The organism is Streptomyces hyderabadensis (assembly GCF_020404845.1).
Lineage (GTDB): Bacteria > Actinomycetota > Actinomycetes > Streptomycetales > Streptomycetaceae > Streptomyces > Streptomyces hyderabadensis.
The window spans coordinates 42,211-59,600 of sequence record NZ_JAIOJZ010000038.1; the positions used below are offsets into that span (position 1 = coordinate 42,211).

Consider the following 17,390-nt stretch of genomic DNA (forward strand, 5'->3'; position numbering starts at 1 on the left):
AAGTCCGGCATTTACTGCGGCAGGTGCCCTCAGGTCCGGACCCGCCGGGTGAAGCGGCGCAGGGCGAGGTAGCCGAGGGCAGCCGTGCCGAGGGTGAGGACGGTGAGGTAGGCCCAGGTCGGCATGTGACCGGTGGCGGGCGTCAGGTTCGCACGCAGGCCCTCGCTCATGTAGACGAGCGGGTTGGCGAGCGTGAGGACCTGGACCCAGCCGATCGAGTCCAGCGCGGTCCACGGGTAGTAGACGCAGCCCAGCATCGTGGCTGCGGCCAGGAGCAGGCCCAGCAGCGCCCCGAAGGCGGAGGCGTCGATCGCCGTACCGAGCAGCAGCCCGAGCGTGGACGCGAGCAGCGCGCTGAGGACCAGTGTGACGACGAGCAGGGGCCAGTTGCCGACCTGTACCTGGGGCGCGGCGCCCGGGGCGTGCACGAGCCACACGATCGGGACGACGACGAGGGATGAGACCAGGCCGAAGATCGCCGATGAGGTGATCTTCTGGAGGCCCAGAGCCCAGATGGGCAGCGGGGCCAGAGCGCGGTCGGTGATCTCGCGGCCGGGACCGAGTTCGGCGGCCAGCGGCCCGGTGACGGACATGATGCTCTGCAGCGTCAGGGTGCTGGCTATCAGGCCGGGCAGCAGGATCGTGGAGAACGATGTCGCTCCGCCGAGTCCACTGCCGATGCTGGGCATCACGTACGCGAAGGCGAAGGTGAAGAGCAGCGGCTGGAGACCCACCTGCAGGAGCAGGACCGGGAGGTTGCGGCCGAGGACGTACAGGTCGCGGGCGGTCAGTGCCCGGTAGGCGCGCCAGGCCGCCCCGCGGGACGACTGCAGGCGGGGGGCGGTTGGGTCGAGGGTCGAGGTGGTCATGGCTGGTAGTCACGTCCGGTCAGGGTGAGGAAGGCGGTCTGGAGGCTGGGGGGTGTGGTGGCGGCGTCGCGGACGGTCAGACCCGCGGCTCCTCCTTCGCGCAACAAGTGACCCAGCACACCGTCGGGGCGCGTGGTGCGCACCTGTATGTTCGGGCCGTCCACGATGACGACGTGCGGGCCGCCGGGGATGCGGCGTACCGCGTCTGCGACCGGTTCGGCAGCGGCGTCGTAGCGGACCGTGATGACGGTCTGCGCGCCGCTTGTCGCCTTGATCGCCTCGGGGGTGTCGCAGGCGAGGAGATGCCCGTGGTCGATGACGGCGAGGCGCTGGCACAGAGCTTCGGCCTCGTCGAGGTAGTGCGTGGTCAGCACCACGGTCTGGCCGCCCTCGTGCAGGCTCCCGATGATCTGCCAGAGGTCCTCGCGCGCCTGGGGGTCGACGCCGGCGGTCGGCTCGTCCAGGAAGAGCACCTCAGGCAGGTGCATCAGGGCCCGGCCGATCATGACCCGGCGGGCCTGGCCACCGGAGAGATGGTGGGCCTTCGCACTGGCCTTGTCGGCGAGAGCGAGCTGCTCCAGGAGCTCCAGCGCCCGACGACGGGCGGCCGATGCGGACATGCCGAAGTAGCGTCCGCGGAAGGCGAGGTTGTCCAGCACGGTGAGCGCGCGGTCCAGGGTGTTGGCCTGGGAGACGACGCCGATGCGGGACTTCACACCGACTGGATCGGCGCTGACCTCGTGGCCCGCAACCCAAGCGCTTCCGGCGGTGGGTGTGACCAGGGTGGTGAGCATGCCGATCGTGGTGGACTTGCCCGCTCCGTTGGTGCCGAGCAGGCCGAAGAACTCGCCCTTGTCGACCGTGAGATCCAGCCCTTCGAGGGCGACGAGGCTGTCCTGCCCTCGCTGGTAGACCTTGCGCAGGCCCTCCGTACGGATGGCTGTCGCGGTGTCGGTCAGGGTGACTGGCTGGTGGTGGAGGGCAGGTGCGGTCTTCATGGGGGTACTCCTACGGGGTTACGGGGGCGGGGCTCCGTGGCCGGGAAGCCCGGTGCCGCCGAGGCGGGTCAGCAGGGCGGACAGGTGGCCGATGTCCTCCTTGCTCCACAGAGGGGCGGCGAAGGTCTCGGCGGCGATCTGCTCGGCGGTGGCGAGCATGTCCGTCAGGCGTTCGCGGCCGGTGTCGGTCAGTGCGGCATAGGCCACACGTCCGTCGCGGGCGTCCGTTTCGCGCATGACCAGTCCGATCCGCTCCAGCGGAGCCAGCCCCCGGGTCACCCCGGAGGCGGTCAGCCCCAATTTCTCGGCCAGGTCCACGCGGCGCATCCGTCCGCCGGGCGCTTCTCCCAGGCGCAGCAGCATCGTGAAGTCGGCCAGGCTCACGCCGTGCAGCCCTGACAGGCTTGTGTCGAATCGCTTCACCAGGGCCACCTGGGCCCGGACGAGACGCAGCGACGCATCCAGTGCATCACTCATTGCCACCTCCTTGACTGCTCAAGCATATCACTATGCTTGAGCAGTCAAGGATTCGTTAAGTTCATGGTTGCAAAAGAGCCCTCGCGCTGGATGCTCAGAACCAGTTCGCGCGGCCAAGGACGTCGGCCTGCGCGAAAGCTGCCGGACCTGCTGGTACTCAGCGGTGCGGGCACCCCGTCAGAGACGGATCGCGGGGAGACGTCCCCGACGGGCGGGCGAAGAGAGTGCCGCTGCAGGGTCAGACGTTCTTCTGGGCCGCGGCGTGGCGCTGCCGTTTGCCCAACGGTGCCTGGGAGAGGTCCTCGGCATTGCTCCTGAGGTTCTTGTAGCCGTAGCCGCGCTCGGCCGGATCCGCCCGGACCCGGGGCCCGCCGGCGCGGCCCCGCGGGCGGCGGCGGGCTCAGCCGGAGCGCAGGCAGAAGGGGTGTCCGGCAGGGCTGGCGTAGACGCGGCTGCCGGTGCGGGTCTGCGGGGTGCCCCCGTCGGCGGGCCGCAGTCGGGTGGCGCCGGCGTCGATGGCCGCGCGGTCGGCGGTGGCGAGGTCGTCGACACCGAAGTCGAGGTGCATCTGCTGAAGGCCGCCGTCCGGCCAGTCGGGGGCGGTGTGGCCGGGGGCCGACTGGACGACGATCACCGGGAGGCCCGGGGCCTGGACGAAGTGGTGGGTCGGGGTGGGGGTGGTGAGGGAGCCGCCGAGCAGCCGGTGCCAGAAGGAGCTCTCCTTTTCGATGTCGGCGGCGTCGACGACCACGGAGGTCAGGGTGATGGCCATGGAGTGTCCTGTTCGTGCTGTCGGTGGCTGCTCAGACGGTCGGGATGATGCCGCCGTCGACGCGGAACTGCGCTCCGGTGAGCCACTTCGCGCGGCCGGAGGCGAGGAAGACGATCATCTCGGCAACGTCCTCGGGATCCCCTGGACGCCCCATGGGGACCTTCAGGCGGTCCACGATCTGCTGCGTGACCTCGTCGGTGGTGACGCCCTGCTCGTCCGCCATGTGCTTCAGGTGGGCGGTGGCTCCGTCGGTGACGACGAAGCCGGGCAGGACGCAGACCACGCGCACCCCGTGCTCGCCGACCTCGGTGGCCAGTTCGCGGCTGTAGGTGTTGAGCGCGGCCTTGGCGGCGGCGTAGGACGCCTCGGTGCGCTGGGGCAGTCGGCTTGCGATCGAGGAGACGTGCACGACGACGCCGGAACCCCGCTCGACCATGCCCGGCACCAGGGCCCGGTCCAGGCGCACGGCGCTCAGGAGGTTCATCTCCAGGTCCGCCTGCCAGGATTCGTCCGACCGGCTCAGGGTCGGCGCGGGGGCGCTCGCCGCGCCCGCGTTGTTCACGAGTACGTCCACACCGCCCGCCAGCTCGACGACGCGGCGGCCGAGGTCGGCCGCACCCTGCCGCGTGGAGAGGTCCGCCGCCAGGAACGTGGCGCCGCTGTCCTCCTCGGGTCGGCTGCGGGAGGCCGTCAGCACTCTCGCGCCCGCGGCGACGAAGCGGCGGGCGGTCGCCGCGCCCAGGCCCCGGCTGCCGCCCGTGATCAGTACCCGAAGGCCGTCGAGGCTGTTGTCCGTGACGGGCATGGGGGCTCCCCTCCGTAAGATGAACCTGACTCCGGAAACAGTACACCTAAACGGAACCGGACTCACCTTATGGAGGTTCCCTTGCCGGCATCCCGCCCGCTGCGCGCCGACGCGCAACGCAACCGCGAGGCACTGCTGTCCGCGGCCCGACAGGCCTTCCTCGCCGGTGACACCGACGCGCACGTGAAGGACATCGCCCGCAGCGCCGGCGTCGCCATCGGAACGCTCTACCGCCACTTCGAAACCCGCGAGGCGCTGATCGAGGAGGTCTACCGCACCGAGGTCGACGTCCTGTGCGCCGCGCCCGGCGAACTGCTGGACCAGCACCCCCCGGAGGAGGCGCTGCGGCGCTTCCTGCTGCTGCTCGTGGACCACGCGGCGGTGGGCAAGGGGATGTCCAGTGTCCTGGAGGCCATCATGGCGACGGACTCGCCGGTCTTCGACGACGCACGCACGCGCATGGCCGACGCCCTCTCCCTGCTGCTCCACGCAGGCAGCGCGGCCGGCACCGTCCGGGACGACGTCACCGGCCCCACCCTGCTGCGCGCCCTGGGCGGCATCTGCGGGATGCGGGCCACGGAGGGCTGGCTGGCCGAGGCCCGGCAGATCACCGCCCTCCTCTTCGACGGCCTGCGCCACGGCGCCCCGCAGGCGGCCTGAACCGGGGCCTCGCGACGCCGCGGTTGCCGTGCCGGGGGCCCGGCACCGGGCACCGTCGGACGCCGGCGCACCGGTCGGCCGAGGACAGGTCCGCCGTGCGGCACGTCGCGCCGCACGGCGGATCCGAATTGCGCCGCGGGGACAGTGCGCCGCGGGGACAGCGTGGTGCCCCTCGGCCCGGGCGGTCAGCGGCTGATGGCCTTCCTGGCCCTGCAGAGCCGGCCGGTTCCGCGCGGACCGGCGAGCGGCGTCCGGCCTCCACGGCGGAGGAGATCTCCTCCGGCCACTGCGGGAGCGGCGGCCCCGGTTACGGTTGCCGGGTGAACGGATCGACAACGCCGGCAAGCCCCGGTCTCGGTGCCCGCACCGATGCGTTGCTGCCTCTCCTGGGCGCCGATGAGGAGGTCGTCGCGTACTTCGCCGGGGTCGCGGACCTCGACGCGACAGATCCGGCCGATCACGAGTTGGAGGACGGGATTCGCCTCGCCTCCGGCGCCCGGCTGGAACAGTTCGCGCGGGCGGGCTCAGGGGACGCGTTCTGCTTCGTCGGCGAAGGCGGAGAGGAACGCCCGGTGGTGTACGTCGGCCTCGACGGCGAAGCCGGGCCGCTGGCTCTCGGACTGCCGGAATTGGTCAGGTTGTGTCTCGTGGCACCGTGGTGGCGGGATGCCCCCGGCCGCACGGCCGAAGAACTCCAGCTGATCGCTGACGAGTACCGAGCCCACGTGCCGGACCTCGACCAGCGGCGCGACCGTGCAGCCCGCGCGCTCGGCCTCGATCCGGCCGAGCTGCCGTCCGAGGCGGCTGCCCTCGCCCGGCTCGTCGCCCTCTCCCGGGGGCCGGTCGCCGCAGCCTGCCTCGTCGTGGGGTACGAGGGCGATCCGCTCGACCCCCTGTTCGGCACCGCCGTCGGCGGGTCCTGACCGAAGGGCCACGGAGCTGGGCTTCGGACCCGGCGACCGGCTGGGCGGGGGCGCTCGGGCATGAGCTGGGGAAAGCCGTACTGGCCGTCCGCTGTCGGTGTTCGGCGGCTACTCCTCGGGCTCCCAGGCGATCAGCTGCTCGAAGATCCGCGGATCGCCCTCGATCTTCAGGTCGTTGAGCGTGAGGCGGCCCCAGACGAAGAGAAGCAGCTGCTCGGCCGTGCCCGTGGCCGAAGCGGAGGCGGGTGCGGCGTCGTCCGTGAGGGGTGCGGGCCAGGCGCCGGTGCCGTCCAGCGCGAGGAGCCAGGAGCGGCCCTCGGTGGCGGATAGTGGACGGTGGCGGCCTCCGGCACCGCCCACGGCACGTCCGTGAGGTCTCCCCGACCCATGAAACATGAACCATGATCATTCACAGCCCGGGATCCGCTTTCGGCCCAGGGCCTGGTTCGAAGCGTGTTTCGGGACCGTCCCACAGACAGCCGGCCTGACGGTAGCGTGATCGACGTGACGGCTGAGGGCGGGACTGCAGAGGGCGAAGCCCTGGTCGGCGGCATGGTGAACGCGGGCGCGGTCTTCCGCCGCGGTGCCCTGGTGGAACGCCCGGCGCCGCCCACCGCGCGCGCCCTCCATGCTCATCTCCGCGCGCTCGAAGGGCATGGGTTCGACGCGGCTCCCAGGCCGGTCAGTCTCACCGCGAACGGCCGCGAGCAGCTGACCTTCATTCCCGGCGACGTCGCTCTACCGCCGTTTCCGCGCTGGGTGATGACCGAGACCGCGCTGAGATCGGTGGGAACCCTGCTGCGGCGCCTGCACGACGCCAGCTCGGCCATCGCGGTCGACGCATCCGTCGAGTGGCCCCGATCCCTGGCCGACCCGGTGGGAGGCACGATGCTGTGCCACAACGATGTGTGCCCGGACAACGTCGTCTTCCGCGATGGCCGTGCCGCAGCGCTGATCGATTTCGACATGGCGGCCCCCGGCCGAGCAGTGTGGGACGTCGCCATGACCGCCCGGTACTGGGTACCCATGCTCGATCCCGCGTCTGCGGCGGCTCTCTATCCCACGGGACTGGACGCCCCGACGCGACTGCGGATCCTCGCCGACAGCTACGGCCTCTCCCCACAGGACCGCGCTGAACTGCCCGGCGTCATCGAACAGGCCACCGCATCCTGCCGGGCCTTCGTCGCCGACCGAGTGGCCGCCGACGACCTCGTCTACACCCGGGCGCTGTCCGAGCGCGGTGGTTGGCAACGTTGGGACCGCATCCAGGGGTGGCTGGCGGCCCACCACGAGGTATTCACGGCTGCCCTGTCGAACTGACGGGCTCAGAGGTCCAAGATGAGCGGCCGGCTTACGTCCCGACCCATCCGCTGGGCGCCATCGCCCACGCATCAGCGACCGGATCATTACCAGATGACCGGGCCGGTCCTGTCGAAGAAGCCGCCGGTCGGACCGTCGGCGCCGATCGAGGCCATGCGGACGATGATCTCCGCGCCCTCCTCGATGGTCTGGGTGCCCCGGTGGCCGTTGAGGTCGGTGGCGGTGTAGCCGGGGTCGACGGCGTTGAACCGGATGGCGGGGAACGCCTTGGCGTACTGCGAGGTGACCATGACCAGCGCGGTCTTGGAGGAGTTGTAGTCCAGCACTGTCACCTGGAACTCCACCCGGCTGGGGTCGGCGCACGCCGCCAGCGAGCCCAGACCGCTGCTGACGTTGACGACGACCGGGGCGTCGCTTGCTTCCAGCAGGGGCAGGAAGGCGTGCGTGACGCGCACGACGCCGAAGACGTTCGTGTCGTACGTGGTCATCATGTCGGCCCCGGTGACCTCGCCGACCGGCTTGCGCGCGCCCACGATCCCGGCGTTGTTGACCAGGATGTCGAGGTGGCCGGCGTCCGCGCGGACGAATTCGGCGGCGGCTTTGGCGGAGTCCTCGTCGGTGACGTCGAGCTGAACGAAGCGGGCGCCGAGCCTCTCAGCCGCCGTTCGGCCGCGGTGGGCATCGCGTGCCCCGACATAGACGGTGTGCCCGGCCTCGATCAAGCGGCGAGCCGTCTCGAAACCGAGGCCCTTGTTCGCTCCGGTGATCAACGTGGTGGTCATGTGCTCACTCCGGTGGTGATCGGTGGGTCGGTGATGTCTCCACCGTCGTCGCACCGCAGACGAACAGGTAGTGCCCGCCTCAGCCAGTGGACCAGCAGTACCAGGCTGTCCAGGCGCGGCGGCGCGATACTGGGACGGTGAGCGAATCCAGAGAACTGGGCAGAGCCTTGCATGGCTGGCGGGACCGGATCGCCCCTGCCACGGTCGGACTGTCCGCGGGCGGGGTACGTCGGGCCGCCGGACTGCGCCGCGAGGAACTGGCCCAGCTCGCCGGCCTGTCGGTGGACTACATCACCCGCCTGGAACAGGGCCGGGCCACTTCCCCGTCGGCGCAGGTCCTGTCCGCGCTGGCCCGTGCCCTGCGGCTGTCGGCAGCCGAGCGTGAATACCTGTTTCTCCTCGCGGGCCAGCCGGCGCCGGGTCCCGGGCAGCTGCCGGCGCACATTCCACCGGGGGTCCGAAGGCTGCTCGACCAGCTGGACGGCTCACCGCTGAGCGTGCATGACGCCGCCTGGAACCTGATTCTGTGGAACCCGTTGTGGGCGGCCCTGTTCGGAGACCCGTCCGCGCTGCGCGGACGCGAGCGCAACATCGCCTGGCGGCACTTCGCCGACCTGCCCAGCCGGGTCAGCCACACCCCCGAGCAGGAGGCCCGGTTCGAGGAGGCCGTGGTCGCCGATCTCCGGGCGGCGACCGCCCGCTACCCCGCCGATGCCGGCCTGCGCTCCCTGATCAAGGACCTGCGGGGTGTCAGCACCGGCTTCGCACGGCTGTGGGACACGGGCATCGTGGGGGTCCATGAGTCGGACACCAAGACCGTCCATCACCCCGATGCCGGCGCAATCACCTTCGACTGTGACGTGCTGACGGCTCCCGGCAGCGATCTGCGCATTGTCGCCTATACCGCCGCTCCTGGCAGCGACGCCGCCGACCGACTCCGGCTCCTCGACGTCATCGGCACCCAGACCATGACCGAAGACAGCACCCCGGGATAGCAGTCGGCGGGCGCACTCGACCCCCAGGCCCGCAGCCGGCGCACCGACCACCGACCACCAACCACCGACCACCAACCACCGATCACCGATCACCGACCACCGACCACCGACGACAGCTTTCAGGCGGCGTTCGGGTCCGCCAGCTGGTCGGTGACGCCGCGGGGCTCGCGGCCCAGCAGCTCGGCGAGCAGCGGATCGACTCCCGCGAAGCGGCCTTCGCGGGCGGCCTGGAAGGTGGTGAGCGTCATGCGCGCCATCGCCTCCGGAGCAGCGGCGGCGACCTTGTCCGCGACCCACGCCTCGTCGTCCAGCGTCACGCGCGTGACCTCACGGCCACTGGCCGCCGATGCCATCGCGGCGATGTCGTCGAATGTCACGGCCTGGCCGGCCGTGAGCGTGACCGGGCCGTCGAAGGTGCGGTCTCCGGCCAGGATGACCGCTGCCGCTTCGGCGGCATCGGCGCGGTCGGTCCACGAGACCGGTCCGTCGGCCGGAGCGGCGATGGTGCCGGTCTGCCGCCAAGGGCCCAGCAGCCAGGCGAGGCTGTGGGCATAGAAGCCGTTGCGCAGTGCCGTCCAGGCGACGCCCGAGTCGGCCAGGAGCTGCTCGGTGGCGGCGTGGTCACGGGCCGGGTGGAAGGGGCTGTCGGCACCGGCGCCCTGGTGGCTGGTGTAGAGGATGCGCCCGGCTCCGGCCGCGACAGCGGCCTCGATGCCGACACGGTGCAGGGCGACGGCATCGGCGTGCGGGTCGTTGGAGGAGACGAGCAGGACCTGCTCGGCGCCCTCGAAGGAGTGCCGGAGCGCGGCCGGGTCTTCGTAGGAGCCTTGCCGTACCCGCACGCCGCGGTCGGCGAAGTGCTGTGCCTTGGCGACATCGCGGACGCTGACGCCGATCCGCTCGGCGGGCAGGCGCTTGAGGAGGTGTTCGACGGTGGCGCCGTTGAGGGCGCCGGTCGCTCCGGTGACGACGATCATGAGGGCCTTCCTTTCGTTTCCGCGATGCGCCGGGGCAGGCGGGGTGGTGTCAGTGGCTGCGCAGGAGCGGCAGCAGGATGTCGTCGACGAGATGCTCGATGAACGCCTCGTCGCACGGCTCGCCCGCGATCACGATGCGGTGGACGATGATGGCCGGGGCGACCTCGGCGAACAGTTCGGCAGCCCGGGGGGCCAGATGTTCTCCGTGCCGGATGGCCTTGCGCAGGGGCTCGTCGGTCATCGCCGCCTCGTCCCGACGCAGAATGCGGCGCATCTCCTCCGCGAGACGCGCATCGCTGCGCATCCCGGTGAACAACGCCCCCAGCAGGCCGATCTCCTGCCCCGCGATCTGCTGGCTCAGCCAGGTGACCAGCCCGAGGAGGTCGCCTCTCAGGTCACCCGCGTCAGGCTCAGGAGGCGTGGCATGCGAACGGTGCTCGACCGCGGCCGTGACCAGCGCGGCCTTGTCACGATAGCGACGGTAGATCGTCGTCTTCGCTGCCCCGGAACGGCCCGCAACCGCTTCCATGGACAGCTGCTCGTAGCCCACCTCGGTCAACAGCGCCAGCGTTGCTTCAAGAATGGCCAGGTCACGGCTGGTGTCACGCGGCCGTCCCGGGACGGGCGGCCGAACCGTGCCAGTACTGCGCGAGCCACTCGATGCACTGGCCACGCCTACACCTACTTTCGATACGCTACGGTTGCGTATCGAAAGTAACTCGGAAGGCAGACCTGCGGCAACTCGGAAGCGCTGACGGCCACGACGATGACATCCGCATCGACCCGACCTCAGTCCCGTACGGGCCCGGCCCCTCGCCCACATCTGCCCCGCCGCCTTGAGCCGGTGCCGCCGCCTCCGGTGAGACCGCGGCCGACGAATGCGGGCACCTAGACTGGTCGGCGCAGAGCACAGAGCTGATGATCAAGGGTGAATGGGAGAGGGACTGTGGCGGCAGACGTCGGTGGTTCCGGGGATCCGCCCACCGAGGTGCTGACGGAGGCGGCCGCCGCGTTCGGGCTGCTGGCGTCGTCCGCCCGGCTGCACATCGTGTGGGCGTTGTCGCAGGGCGAGAGTGATGTGAGCCACCTCGCGGACCGGGTGGGCGGGGCGCTGCCCGCGGTCAGCCAGCACCTGGCGAAGCTCAAACTCGCCGGTCTGGTGCGCTCCCGCAGGGAAGGCCGACGGGTCGTCTACTTCGTCGACGACTCCGACGTGGTGACGGTGGTGCGCCTGATGGTCGGCCAGCTCACCGCCCGCGCCCAGGGCGCATCCGCCCCGGTGCGCCGGCTGCGCGGGTCCGGTGCGTGAGCCGGCCCCGGCGTCGCAGCCCGGCGGTGCAGGACTGGCTCACGGCGCCGCGTCGGCGCGGGGGGACCTCGCGGCCGCCGGCGCCCCGGTCGCCGGCCCCCAGGTTCCGACCGTGCTGCAGGTGCTGCGGCGACTCGACAGCAGCCCGCGCGGACTGACCGAGGCGCAGGCCCAGGAGCGGCTGGCACGGGTCGGGCCGAACACGCTTCCCGTACATCGCGGCGCCTCGTGGCCGCGGCTCTTCGTCCGTAGCCTGCGGGACCCGTTCACGGCGGTCCTGGGATGCCTCGGCCTGGTGTCGGCCGTCGTCGCCTCGTGGGGCACGGCCTGCGTGATCCTGCTGCTCGTCGGAGTCAGCTGCGTCCTGCGCGCGACCCCGGAGCATCGGGCCGACCGTTCCATGGCCACGCTGCGCAAGATGGTCGCCACCACCGCCGCGACCCAGCGCCGTACGGAGGACGACGCGGCTCCCGTGGCGCGTGAGATCCCGGTGGACGAACTGGTGCCCGGTGACGTGGTCCGCCTCGGTCCGGGGGATCCGGTCCCGGCCGACGTACGGCTGCTGCGCGCCCGCGGGCTGACGGTGTATCAGGCCGCGCTCACCGGGGAGTCGGTCCCCGTGGCCAAGGACGCCGGCGACGTGCCGGTCGCGGCCGGTTCCCGTACGGGGCCCCGCGCGCGAGGCGCGGATCCGGGAGTGGGGGGATTCGACGATCCCCGCCTCTGTTTCCAGGGCAGCAGCGTCGCCTCCGGCAGCGGCACGGCGGTCGTCGTGGCGACCGGTGCGCGGACCCGGTTCGCCGGGGCCCACGGCCGCCTCGCCGTGCAGCGGGAGACGAGCGCCTTCGACCGCTCCGTGCGCGGCATCGCCTGGACCCTGATCCGGTTCGTGCTGCTGACCCCGCCGCTGGTCCTGATGGCGAATGCCGCGCTGCGCGGGCGCGGCCTGGAAACGGTGCCGTTCGCCGTCGCGGTGGCGGTCGGGCTGACCCCGGAGATGCTGCCGGTCATCGTCTCCACCTGCATGGCCCGCGCGGCGGCGCTGCTGGCCCGTACGCACGGGGTGATCGTCAAACGGCTGACGGCGCTGCACGACCTCGGCGCCGTCGACGTGCTCTGCCTGGACAAGACCGGCACCCTCACCCAGGACCGTCCCGTCGTCCACCGCGCGCTCGGCCCGGACGGCACCGAAGACTTCGAACCGCTGCGCTGGGCCGCGGTGAACGCCTGGTCGACCCTCCATCTGGCCGATCTGCCCGCCCCGGACGCCCTCGACGAGGCAGTCCTGGACGCCGTGGACGAGGACGCCCTCGGGGCGCACGACGCGGTGGCGGTTCTGCCCTTCGACCCGGTGCGGCGCCTGGCCACCGCGGTCGTCCGCACGCCGGGCCGGCTGGGCACGCACACGCTGGTCGTCAAGGGAGCCGTCGAGGCCGTTCTGGAGCGCTGCGCGCTGGCGGAGGACGAGCGAGACGGCCTGTCCGCCCGCGCCACCGCGCTGGCGGAGGACGGTCTGCGCGTGCTGGCGGTCGCCACCGCCGAACGCCCCGCTCGCACCCGCGACTACACCCCGGCCGACGAACGCGGCCTGGTCTTCCGGGGCTTCGTCACCTTCCGGGACGCGCCGGCGCCCACCGCCGCCGACACGCTGGCCGCCCTCGCGGACCGAGGCGTCACGGTCAAGCTGTTGACCGGCGACCACCCGGGGACCGCTGTCCGGGCCTGCCGCGACCTGGGCGTCCAGGTCGCTCCGGAGGCCGTCCTGACCGCCGGGGACGTCGACGGGCTCGGCGACGACGAACTCGCCGCTGCCGCACCGCGTGCCACCGTCTTCGCGCGCTGCACTCCCGAACACAAGGCCCGGATCGCCGCCGCCCTCCGCTCCGGCGGGCACACCGTCGGCTTCCTCGGCGACGGTGTGAACGACCTGCCGGCCCTGCACGCGGCCGACGTCGGCATCGTCCACCGCGACGCCGTGGCCGTCGCCCGGGAGAGTGCCGACGTGGTCCTCGCGGACAAGGACCTCACCGCGATCGACCACGCCATCACGGCGGGGCGTCACTCCGGCGCCAACATCGCCACCTATCTGCGCATCATCCTGTCCTCGAACCTGGGCAACGTGATCGCGATGCTCGCAGCGGGGCTGCTGCTCCCCTTCCTGCCGATGCTCCCGGCCCAGGTCCTCGCCCAGAACCTCTGCTTCGACGCGGCCCAGCTCGCCTTCGCCCACGACCGGCCCGATCCGCGGACGCTGCACCGTCCCACCCTGCTGCGTCCGCGCGGGCTCTTGCGCTTCATCACCGGCTTCGGCCTGCTCAACGCCGTCGCCGACCTGGCCACCTTCGGTGTCCTCGCCCTCACCCTGTACGGGCCCGACGGCCTGGACGACGAGGCGGTCTTCCACTCCGGCTGGTTCACCGAGAACCTGGTCACCCAGGCCCTGGTGATGCTGATCCTGCGCGGCGCGGGGCGCGTCCCGGGCCCGGTCGCCTGGGCGGCGGCAGCGCTGACCGCCGTGGGACTGCTGCTACCGGTCTCGCCGCTGGGCGCCATGCTCGGCCTCACCGCCCTGCCGGTCCTGTACTACGTGCTGCTCGCCGTCGTCCTCGTGCTCTACGCGGCCGGGCTGACGGCGGCGCGGATCCGTTACGACGACCGGCAACGGCGCTGGCCCGGCGGCATCCGTCCGGCCCGCGGCCGACGTCACCCGTAGGACAGGTCCGCGCACAGGTCGTCGTCGGCGGAGCGGGCCCCGTCGGCGACGGAGGAGGGCACGGTGGTCGGTCCGGGCGCGGCGGAGCTGCCGCCGGCGGCGTAGGACGCGCCCAGGACCACACGGACGCCGGACCCACCGGTGGACCGGAGCTGAGCGCCGGAGAAGACCGCGGCGACCGTCCGGGCCTGGGCTTCGAGGCCCGCGCCGTACTCGATCACGGTGGTGGCATGGTCCTGGCTGTTCGCGTTGGCGGTGCCGGTGACCGTGAAGCCGTGCTCGGTGAGCGTCGCCGCGGCGTTCGAGGCCAGGCCGGGCACGGTGGTGCCGTTGTAGACCGCGACCTCGATGCCGTCGCCGGACACCTGCTCCTCTGCCTCTGCCTCTGCCTCGGCCTCCGCCTTCGGCGAGGCGGATGCGGATGCGGAGGTTTGTGCCGTGCTCTTGCCGCTGGCATCGGTGCCGTCGATGGTGCGGTCGGCTCTGAGCGCGGCCCACAACCGCCCGGCGTCCGGCTCGACGATCGCGACGCGGCTGCCCTCGTACCGCCAGGGTATGGTGACGAACTTCGTGCTGTGCAGGTCGATGTCCTTCAACGACATCGCGAAGGAGATCAGCTTGTCGGCCGTGCCCAGGCCCGGGTCGACGGTCATCGACTTGGTGGCCGCGTCGGCGAGGGGGAGCAGCTTGGTCGGCGTGAGCCCGTTGCTCTTGATCTTGCCGATGAGGCTGGCGACGAAGGCCTGCTGGCGTTTGATGCGGCCTATGTCCGAGCCGTCGCCGATGCCGTGCCGGAGGCGTACGTAGTCGAGGGCCTGTTGCCCGGCGACGGTCTGCTCGCCCTTCTTGAAGAGCAGTCGGCCCTGTGTGGTGCGGTGGGGGTTGAGGTCCTTCTCGTACACGTCGCCGGGGAGGCACACGTCCACCCCGCCCACGACGTCCGTCAGTGCCGCGAAGCCCTTGAAGTCGACGACGACGGTGTGGTCCACGCGCAGACCGGTGAGCTTCTCGACCGTGTTCTGGGTGCAGGCGGGGTTGCCCTTCGCTGTCTGCCCCACCGAGAACGCCGAGTTGAACATCGCGTCGGTCTGCGTCGTCGTCCAGGTGCCGTCGGGAAGCTTGCACGGCGGGATGGTCAGCAGGGTGTCGCGCGGGATGGAGACGGCTGTCGCGTACTTGTGGTCGGCGTGGATGTGCAGCAGGAACGCCGTGTCGGAGCGGCCGACGTCGTCCTTGCTGCCGCCTCCCAGCGCGCTGTTGCCGTCCGTGCGCGCGTCCGAGCCGATGACGAGGACGTTCTGGCCCTTGGCGGAGCCGGCCTCCGGACGGTTCTTGGACAGGCCGTCGCCGTCGAAGGTGTCGATGTTGCCGCTGAGCTTCAGATAGATCCACCCCAGACCGGCCGTGCCCAGCACCGTCACGGCCAGGGCGGTCAGGAGCGTGATCCGCAGCGGGCTGCGCCGTCGGCGCCGCGCTGTCGAGGCACGGCGCCGGCTGGATCCACCGCGGCGGGGCGGATCCGCGCGGCGCCGACGGCGGGAAGGGCTGGTGCGATCGTGCGTGCTGGTCACTGGCGCGTCCTCATACGTCCTCGTCCATTCGGCTCATACGGAGGGGACGACTGACCCCACCCCCACAGTTGTATAGTTGCGCAATATAGCAATTATTAGCTCCGCGTCGTCCGGCGCGGGCTGCCAACCGGCGACGAGGAGAGTGGACGGGATGCTGCGCAACGGACTGGAACCCTGGCACCTGCTGATCGTGGCGATCGTGATCATCGTGCTGTTCGGGTCAAAGAAACTGCCCGAGACCGCCCGTGCCCTGGGCAAGTCGATGCGCATCCTCAAGAGCGAGGCCAAGGCCATGAAGGGCGACAGTGCCCCGCAGCCTGCCACGAGGGGCCACGCTGCCGACCCCATCACGATCGCGCCGCGCGCGAACGGCACAGCCCTGGACGAGCCCCGGCCGGCCGCTGGGGACGACGCGGCCCGCTGAGGCCCCGGGCAGCTCCCGTGGGTCAGGGGCTGGCCGCATCGAATCCGTACCGCAGCGGCTGGCTCTTCACCCGGACATCGCGCCGGTAGACGTACACGGCCTCCACCCGCACTCCGTCGGGCACGCCGTCCGGCGCGCAGGGCTGGGTCACCTGGATCACCCAGGGCCGCCCCGCCACCTTCATCTCCACCCCGTCAGCCAGCCCCCCGGTGAGTACCGCGGTCTCCCAGCTCGTCGCATCGGCAGTCTCCATAGAGACAGTTTAAGGGTTGCGCAACTTTATGAGTGTCGCGGGGGTGAATCATGGAGGAACCGGCCGGCCCTTACGTGGCTTCGGAGTCGAAGTCGGGGTCTGGGTCTGGGTCTCGGTACGGGTCTGGGTCGAACGGATGATGCGCGGCCGGTTCGGCTAGCTCCCCCTTCGCCGGGTTCACCCCCACCGGCAGAACGGCCCCCTCCTCGACGCGCCCGGCCACGTCCGATACGGCACGCGCAACTTGCCCGAACTCCGCCCTCGGGTCCAGGGCGTTGCGGACTTCGTCCAGGCCGAGTCCGTCGTCGGCGTCAAGGAGATGCTTGCGGACGAAGTTCTTGGGGTGCAGGTCCTCGAACTCGAAGTCCTGCAGCTCCGGGCCCAGTCCAGAGCGGATTTCCTGCCGGGCGTCCTCGGAGAACTCCCGCACCTTGCGCAGGAACCCGGCCGCGTTCTGGATGATCTCCGACAGTCTGTCCGGATCGAAGAGAAGCACGGCGAGGATCACCAGAGTGGCCAGCTCCAGCAGGCCCACATCCGAAAGCACCTGATCTCCTCACTCTCGCCGCCGCCGCCCCGGCGGCCCTGAAGCGGGCGGCGACAATGCTTTATAGATTGCGCAATTAGTGAAACATTAGCCTGGATGTGCCCGCCGGCCGGGCCAACGGCTGGGGTCGGAAGTTCAGCGAGGCGCTGGGTGGGCAGTCTCCCGGCCGAGCGCCTCGCTCAGTTCGTCACCCTGTTGCCAGGCTTCAGCCCGGCGACGTTGTCGGTGCGGCTGCGGATGGTTGCGCCGTCCTTGGTCTCCCCGCCACTTGACATGTTTGCGGCGTTCTGGCGTCTGCCCAGCTCAGAGTTCGAACGGCGGGGTCTGGGTGGCGGGAGCGGCTGGTCGACTGCTGCTCGGCACCGGATGCTGCTCATGTTCGGTGCGGTGCGGCTCCGTCCTGCCAGCGGTAGAGGTCGCGCAGCAGGGAAATTTCGGCGCCGTGGTGGATCAGCTCCCTGTTGACGTGGAGGACCCTGTTCTCCATGGGAAACGGCTCGGGACCCCTTGCGGGCGGATTGTCCAGGACGGCGTCCGGGAGTTCGCGGACCCCCGCGTTCCATCTTCCGTACATCTCATCGAGCTGTTGCAGCGCCTCGTCAGCGGTCCCCGCGTAGGCGAACGCCTCGGCGTCGAAGTCCTGGCCGTCGAAATACCATTCGACCCGATAGGCCAGGCATGAGACGATGATGTGCGCCAGCCGCCAGGCAATCGTGGTCACCGGCGCAGGCTCCGGAGCAGGGGACGCGAAATCCATCGTCCACTCCCCTGGACCCGCCGACAGGGGTGCGGCCGACGTGCCACGTGGGCGGATGCTCCAGCAGCCGCGCACCGGCTCCCAGAAGTACTCCTCGTCGGTAAGACCATCCAGTCGTGGCCGCAGGTTCTTGCGCCAGTACCAGTCCAACTGCTCCGCCAGCCGCTCGCCTCTTGTCATTTCCGCACACTACAGACCCGTCGAACAGAGCGTGTTGGCCTGGTGGACGAAGGAAGAC

20 protein-coding genes and 1 pseudogene are annotated in these 17,390 nt (G+C 71.0%); 7 read left to right on the forward strand and 14 right to left on the reverse strand.

The features are described 5' to 3' along the window. Positions 1–29: 29 nt before the first annotated feature. The 6 genes and pseudogenes from K7854_RS25875 to K7854_RS25895 form a co-directional block, all read right to left on the reverse strand. Entirely contained in the window at positions 30–869 is an 840-nt protein-coding gene (locus tag K7854_RS25875; RefSeq protein ID WP_226028943.1) for an ABC transporter permease, read from the reverse strand. After that, positions 866–1,867, reverse strand: coding sequence for an ABC transporter ATP-binding protein (locus tag K7854_RS25880; RefSeq protein ID WP_226028944.1), 1,002 nt, complete (start codon positions 1,865–1,867; stop codon positions 866–868). The genes K7854_RS25875 and K7854_RS25880 overlap by 4 nt, the downstream gene beginning before the upstream one ends. 18 nt (positions 1,868–1,885) lie before the next feature. Continuing rightward, entirely contained in the window at positions 1,886–2,344 is a 459-nt protein-coding gene (locus K7854_RS25885; RefSeq protein WP_226028945.1) for a MarR family winged helix-turn-helix transcriptional regulator, read from the reverse strand. A 238-nt stretch (positions 2,345–2,582) separates the two neighbouring features. Continuing rightward, positions 2,583–2,687, reverse strand: a pseudogene (locus tag K7854_RS37925) (DUF6204 family protein); the annotation flags it as partial. Between the two features lie 57 nt (positions 2,688–2,744). Further along, entirely contained in the window at positions 2,745–3,116 is a 372-nt protein-coding gene (locus K7854_RS25890; RefSeq protein WP_226028946.1) for a VOC family protein, read from the reverse strand. A 31-nt stretch (positions 3,117–3,147) separates the two neighbouring features. After that, positions 3,148–3,921: an oxidoreductase gene (locus K7854_RS25895; protein ID WP_226028947.1), complete on the reverse strand. Its 774-nt coding sequence runs from the start codon at positions 3,919–3,921 to the stop codon at positions 3,148–3,150. 81 nt (positions 3,922–4,002) lie between these two features. Between K7854_RS25895 and K7854_RS25900 the strand changes: the two genes are divergently transcribed. Both K7854_RS25900 and K7854_RS25905 read left to right on the forward strand, forming a co-directional pair. Further along, complete coding sequence (locus K7854_RS25900; protein WP_226028948.1) at positions 4,003–4,581, forward strand: TetR/AcrR family transcriptional regulator; 579 nt, start codon at positions 4,003–4,005, stop codon at positions 4,579–4,581. 320 nt (positions 4,582–4,901) lie between these two features. Beyond that, positions 4,902–5,504, forward strand: a complete 603-nt coding sequence (locus tag K7854_RS25905; protein WP_226028949.1) for a hypothetical protein — start codon at positions 4,902–4,904, stop codon at positions 5,502–5,504. A gap of 108 nt (positions 5,505–5,612) precedes the next feature. Here K7854_RS25905 and K7854_RS25910 read toward each other — a convergent pair whose 3' ends face one another. Further along, a complete protein-coding gene (locus tag K7854_RS25910) occupies positions 5,613–5,864 on the reverse strand; it encodes a hypothetical protein (protein ID WP_308112562.1) in 252 nt (83 codons plus the stop codon). 192 nt (positions 5,865–6,056) lie between these two features. Here K7854_RS25910 and K7854_RS25915 point away from each other — a divergent pair, with 192 nt between their 5' ends. Then, positions 6,057–6,824, forward strand: a complete 768-nt coding sequence (locus K7854_RS25915) for a phosphotransferase (RefSeq protein ID WP_226028971.1) — start codon at positions 6,057–6,059, stop codon at positions 6,822–6,824. A gap of 86 nt (positions 6,825–6,910) precedes the next feature. Here K7854_RS25915 and K7854_RS25920 read toward each other — a convergent pair whose 3' ends face one another. After that, positions 6,911–7,606 (reverse strand): SDR family oxidoreductase, encoded by a 696-nt coding sequence (locus tag K7854_RS25920; RefSeq protein WP_226028951.1) that lies wholly within the window; start codon positions 7,604–7,606, stop codon positions 6,911–6,913. 137 nt (positions 7,607–7,743) lie between these two features. On the opposite strand from K7854_RS25920, the gene K7854_RS25925 reads away from it, so the two are divergent. Beyond that, positions 7,744–8,601 carry a helix-turn-helix transcriptional regulator gene (locus tag K7854_RS25925; protein ID WP_226028972.1) on the forward strand — a complete coding sequence of 286 codons (858 nt, stop codon included), beginning with the start codon at positions 7,744–7,746 and terminating at the stop codon, positions 8,599–8,601. Positions 8,602–8,720: 119 nt separating this feature from the next. Here K7854_RS25925 and K7854_RS25930 read toward each other — a convergent pair whose 3' ends face one another. Both K7854_RS25930 and K7854_RS25935 read right to left on the reverse strand, forming a co-directional pair. Then, a complete protein-coding gene (locus K7854_RS25930; protein WP_226028952.1) occupies positions 8,721–9,578 on the reverse strand; it encodes an NmrA family NAD(P)-binding protein in 858 nt (285 codons plus the stop codon). A 49-nt stretch (positions 9,579–9,627) separates the two neighbouring features. Continuing rightward, on the reverse strand, positions 9,628–10,251 hold the full coding sequence (locus K7854_RS25935; protein WP_226028953.1) for a TetR/AcrR family transcriptional regulator: 624 nt from the start codon (positions 10,249–10,251) through the stop codon (positions 9,628–9,630). A 273-nt stretch (positions 10,252–10,524) separates the two neighbouring features. Here K7854_RS25935 and K7854_RS25940 point away from each other — a divergent pair, with 273 nt between their 5' ends. Together K7854_RS25940 and mgtA are read left to right on the forward strand one after the other, a co-directional pair. Beyond that, entirely contained in the window at positions 10,525–10,887 is a 363-nt protein-coding gene (locus tag K7854_RS25940) for an ArsR/SmtB family transcription factor (RefSeq protein WP_226028954.1), read from the forward strand. Beyond that, positions 10,880–13,600, forward strand: coding sequence for a magnesium-translocating P-type ATPase (mgtA, locus tag K7854_RS25945; RefSeq protein ID WP_372481072.1), 2,721 nt, complete (start codon positions 10,880–10,882; stop codon positions 13,598–13,600). Before K7854_RS25940 ends, mgtA begins: the two co-directional genes overlap by 8 nt. Here mgtA and K7854_RS25950 read toward each other — a convergent pair. Continuing rightward, positions 13,591–15,171, reverse strand: coding sequence for an LCP family protein (locus K7854_RS25950; protein WP_372481073.1), 1,581 nt, complete (start codon positions 15,169–15,171; stop codon positions 13,591–13,593). The genes mgtA and K7854_RS25950 overlap by 10 nt on opposite strands. Before the next feature lie 151 nt (positions 15,172–15,322). Here K7854_RS25950 and tatA point away from each other — a divergent pair, with 151 nt between their 5' ends. Then, positions 15,323–15,595: a Sec-independent protein translocase subunit TatA gene (tatA, locus tag K7854_RS25955; protein ID WP_226028955.1), complete on the forward strand. Its 273-nt coding sequence runs from the start codon at positions 15,323–15,325 to the stop codon at positions 15,593–15,595. 22 nt (positions 15,596–15,617) lie between these two features. Here the strand turns inward: tatA and K7854_RS25960 are convergent, their stop codons facing one another. The 3 genes from K7854_RS25960 to K7854_RS25970 form a co-directional block, all read right to left on the reverse strand. After that, complete coding sequence (locus K7854_RS25960) at positions 15,618–15,848, reverse strand: hypothetical protein (RefSeq protein ID WP_226028956.1); 231 nt, start codon at positions 15,846–15,848, stop codon at positions 15,618–15,620. Positions 15,849–15,918: 70 nt separating this feature from the next. After that, positions 15,919–16,383: a Sec-independent protein translocase subunit TatB gene (locus K7854_RS25965; protein WP_226028957.1), complete on the reverse strand. Its 465-nt coding sequence runs from the start codon at positions 16,381–16,383 to the stop codon at positions 15,919–15,921. Positions 16,384–16,768: 385 nt separating this feature from the next. Next, on the reverse strand, positions 16,769–17,332 hold the full coding sequence (locus K7854_RS25970; RefSeq protein ID WP_226028958.1) for a DinB family protein: 564 nt from the start codon (positions 17,330–17,332) through the stop codon (positions 16,769–16,771). Positions 17,333–17,390: the final 58 nt, after the last annotated feature.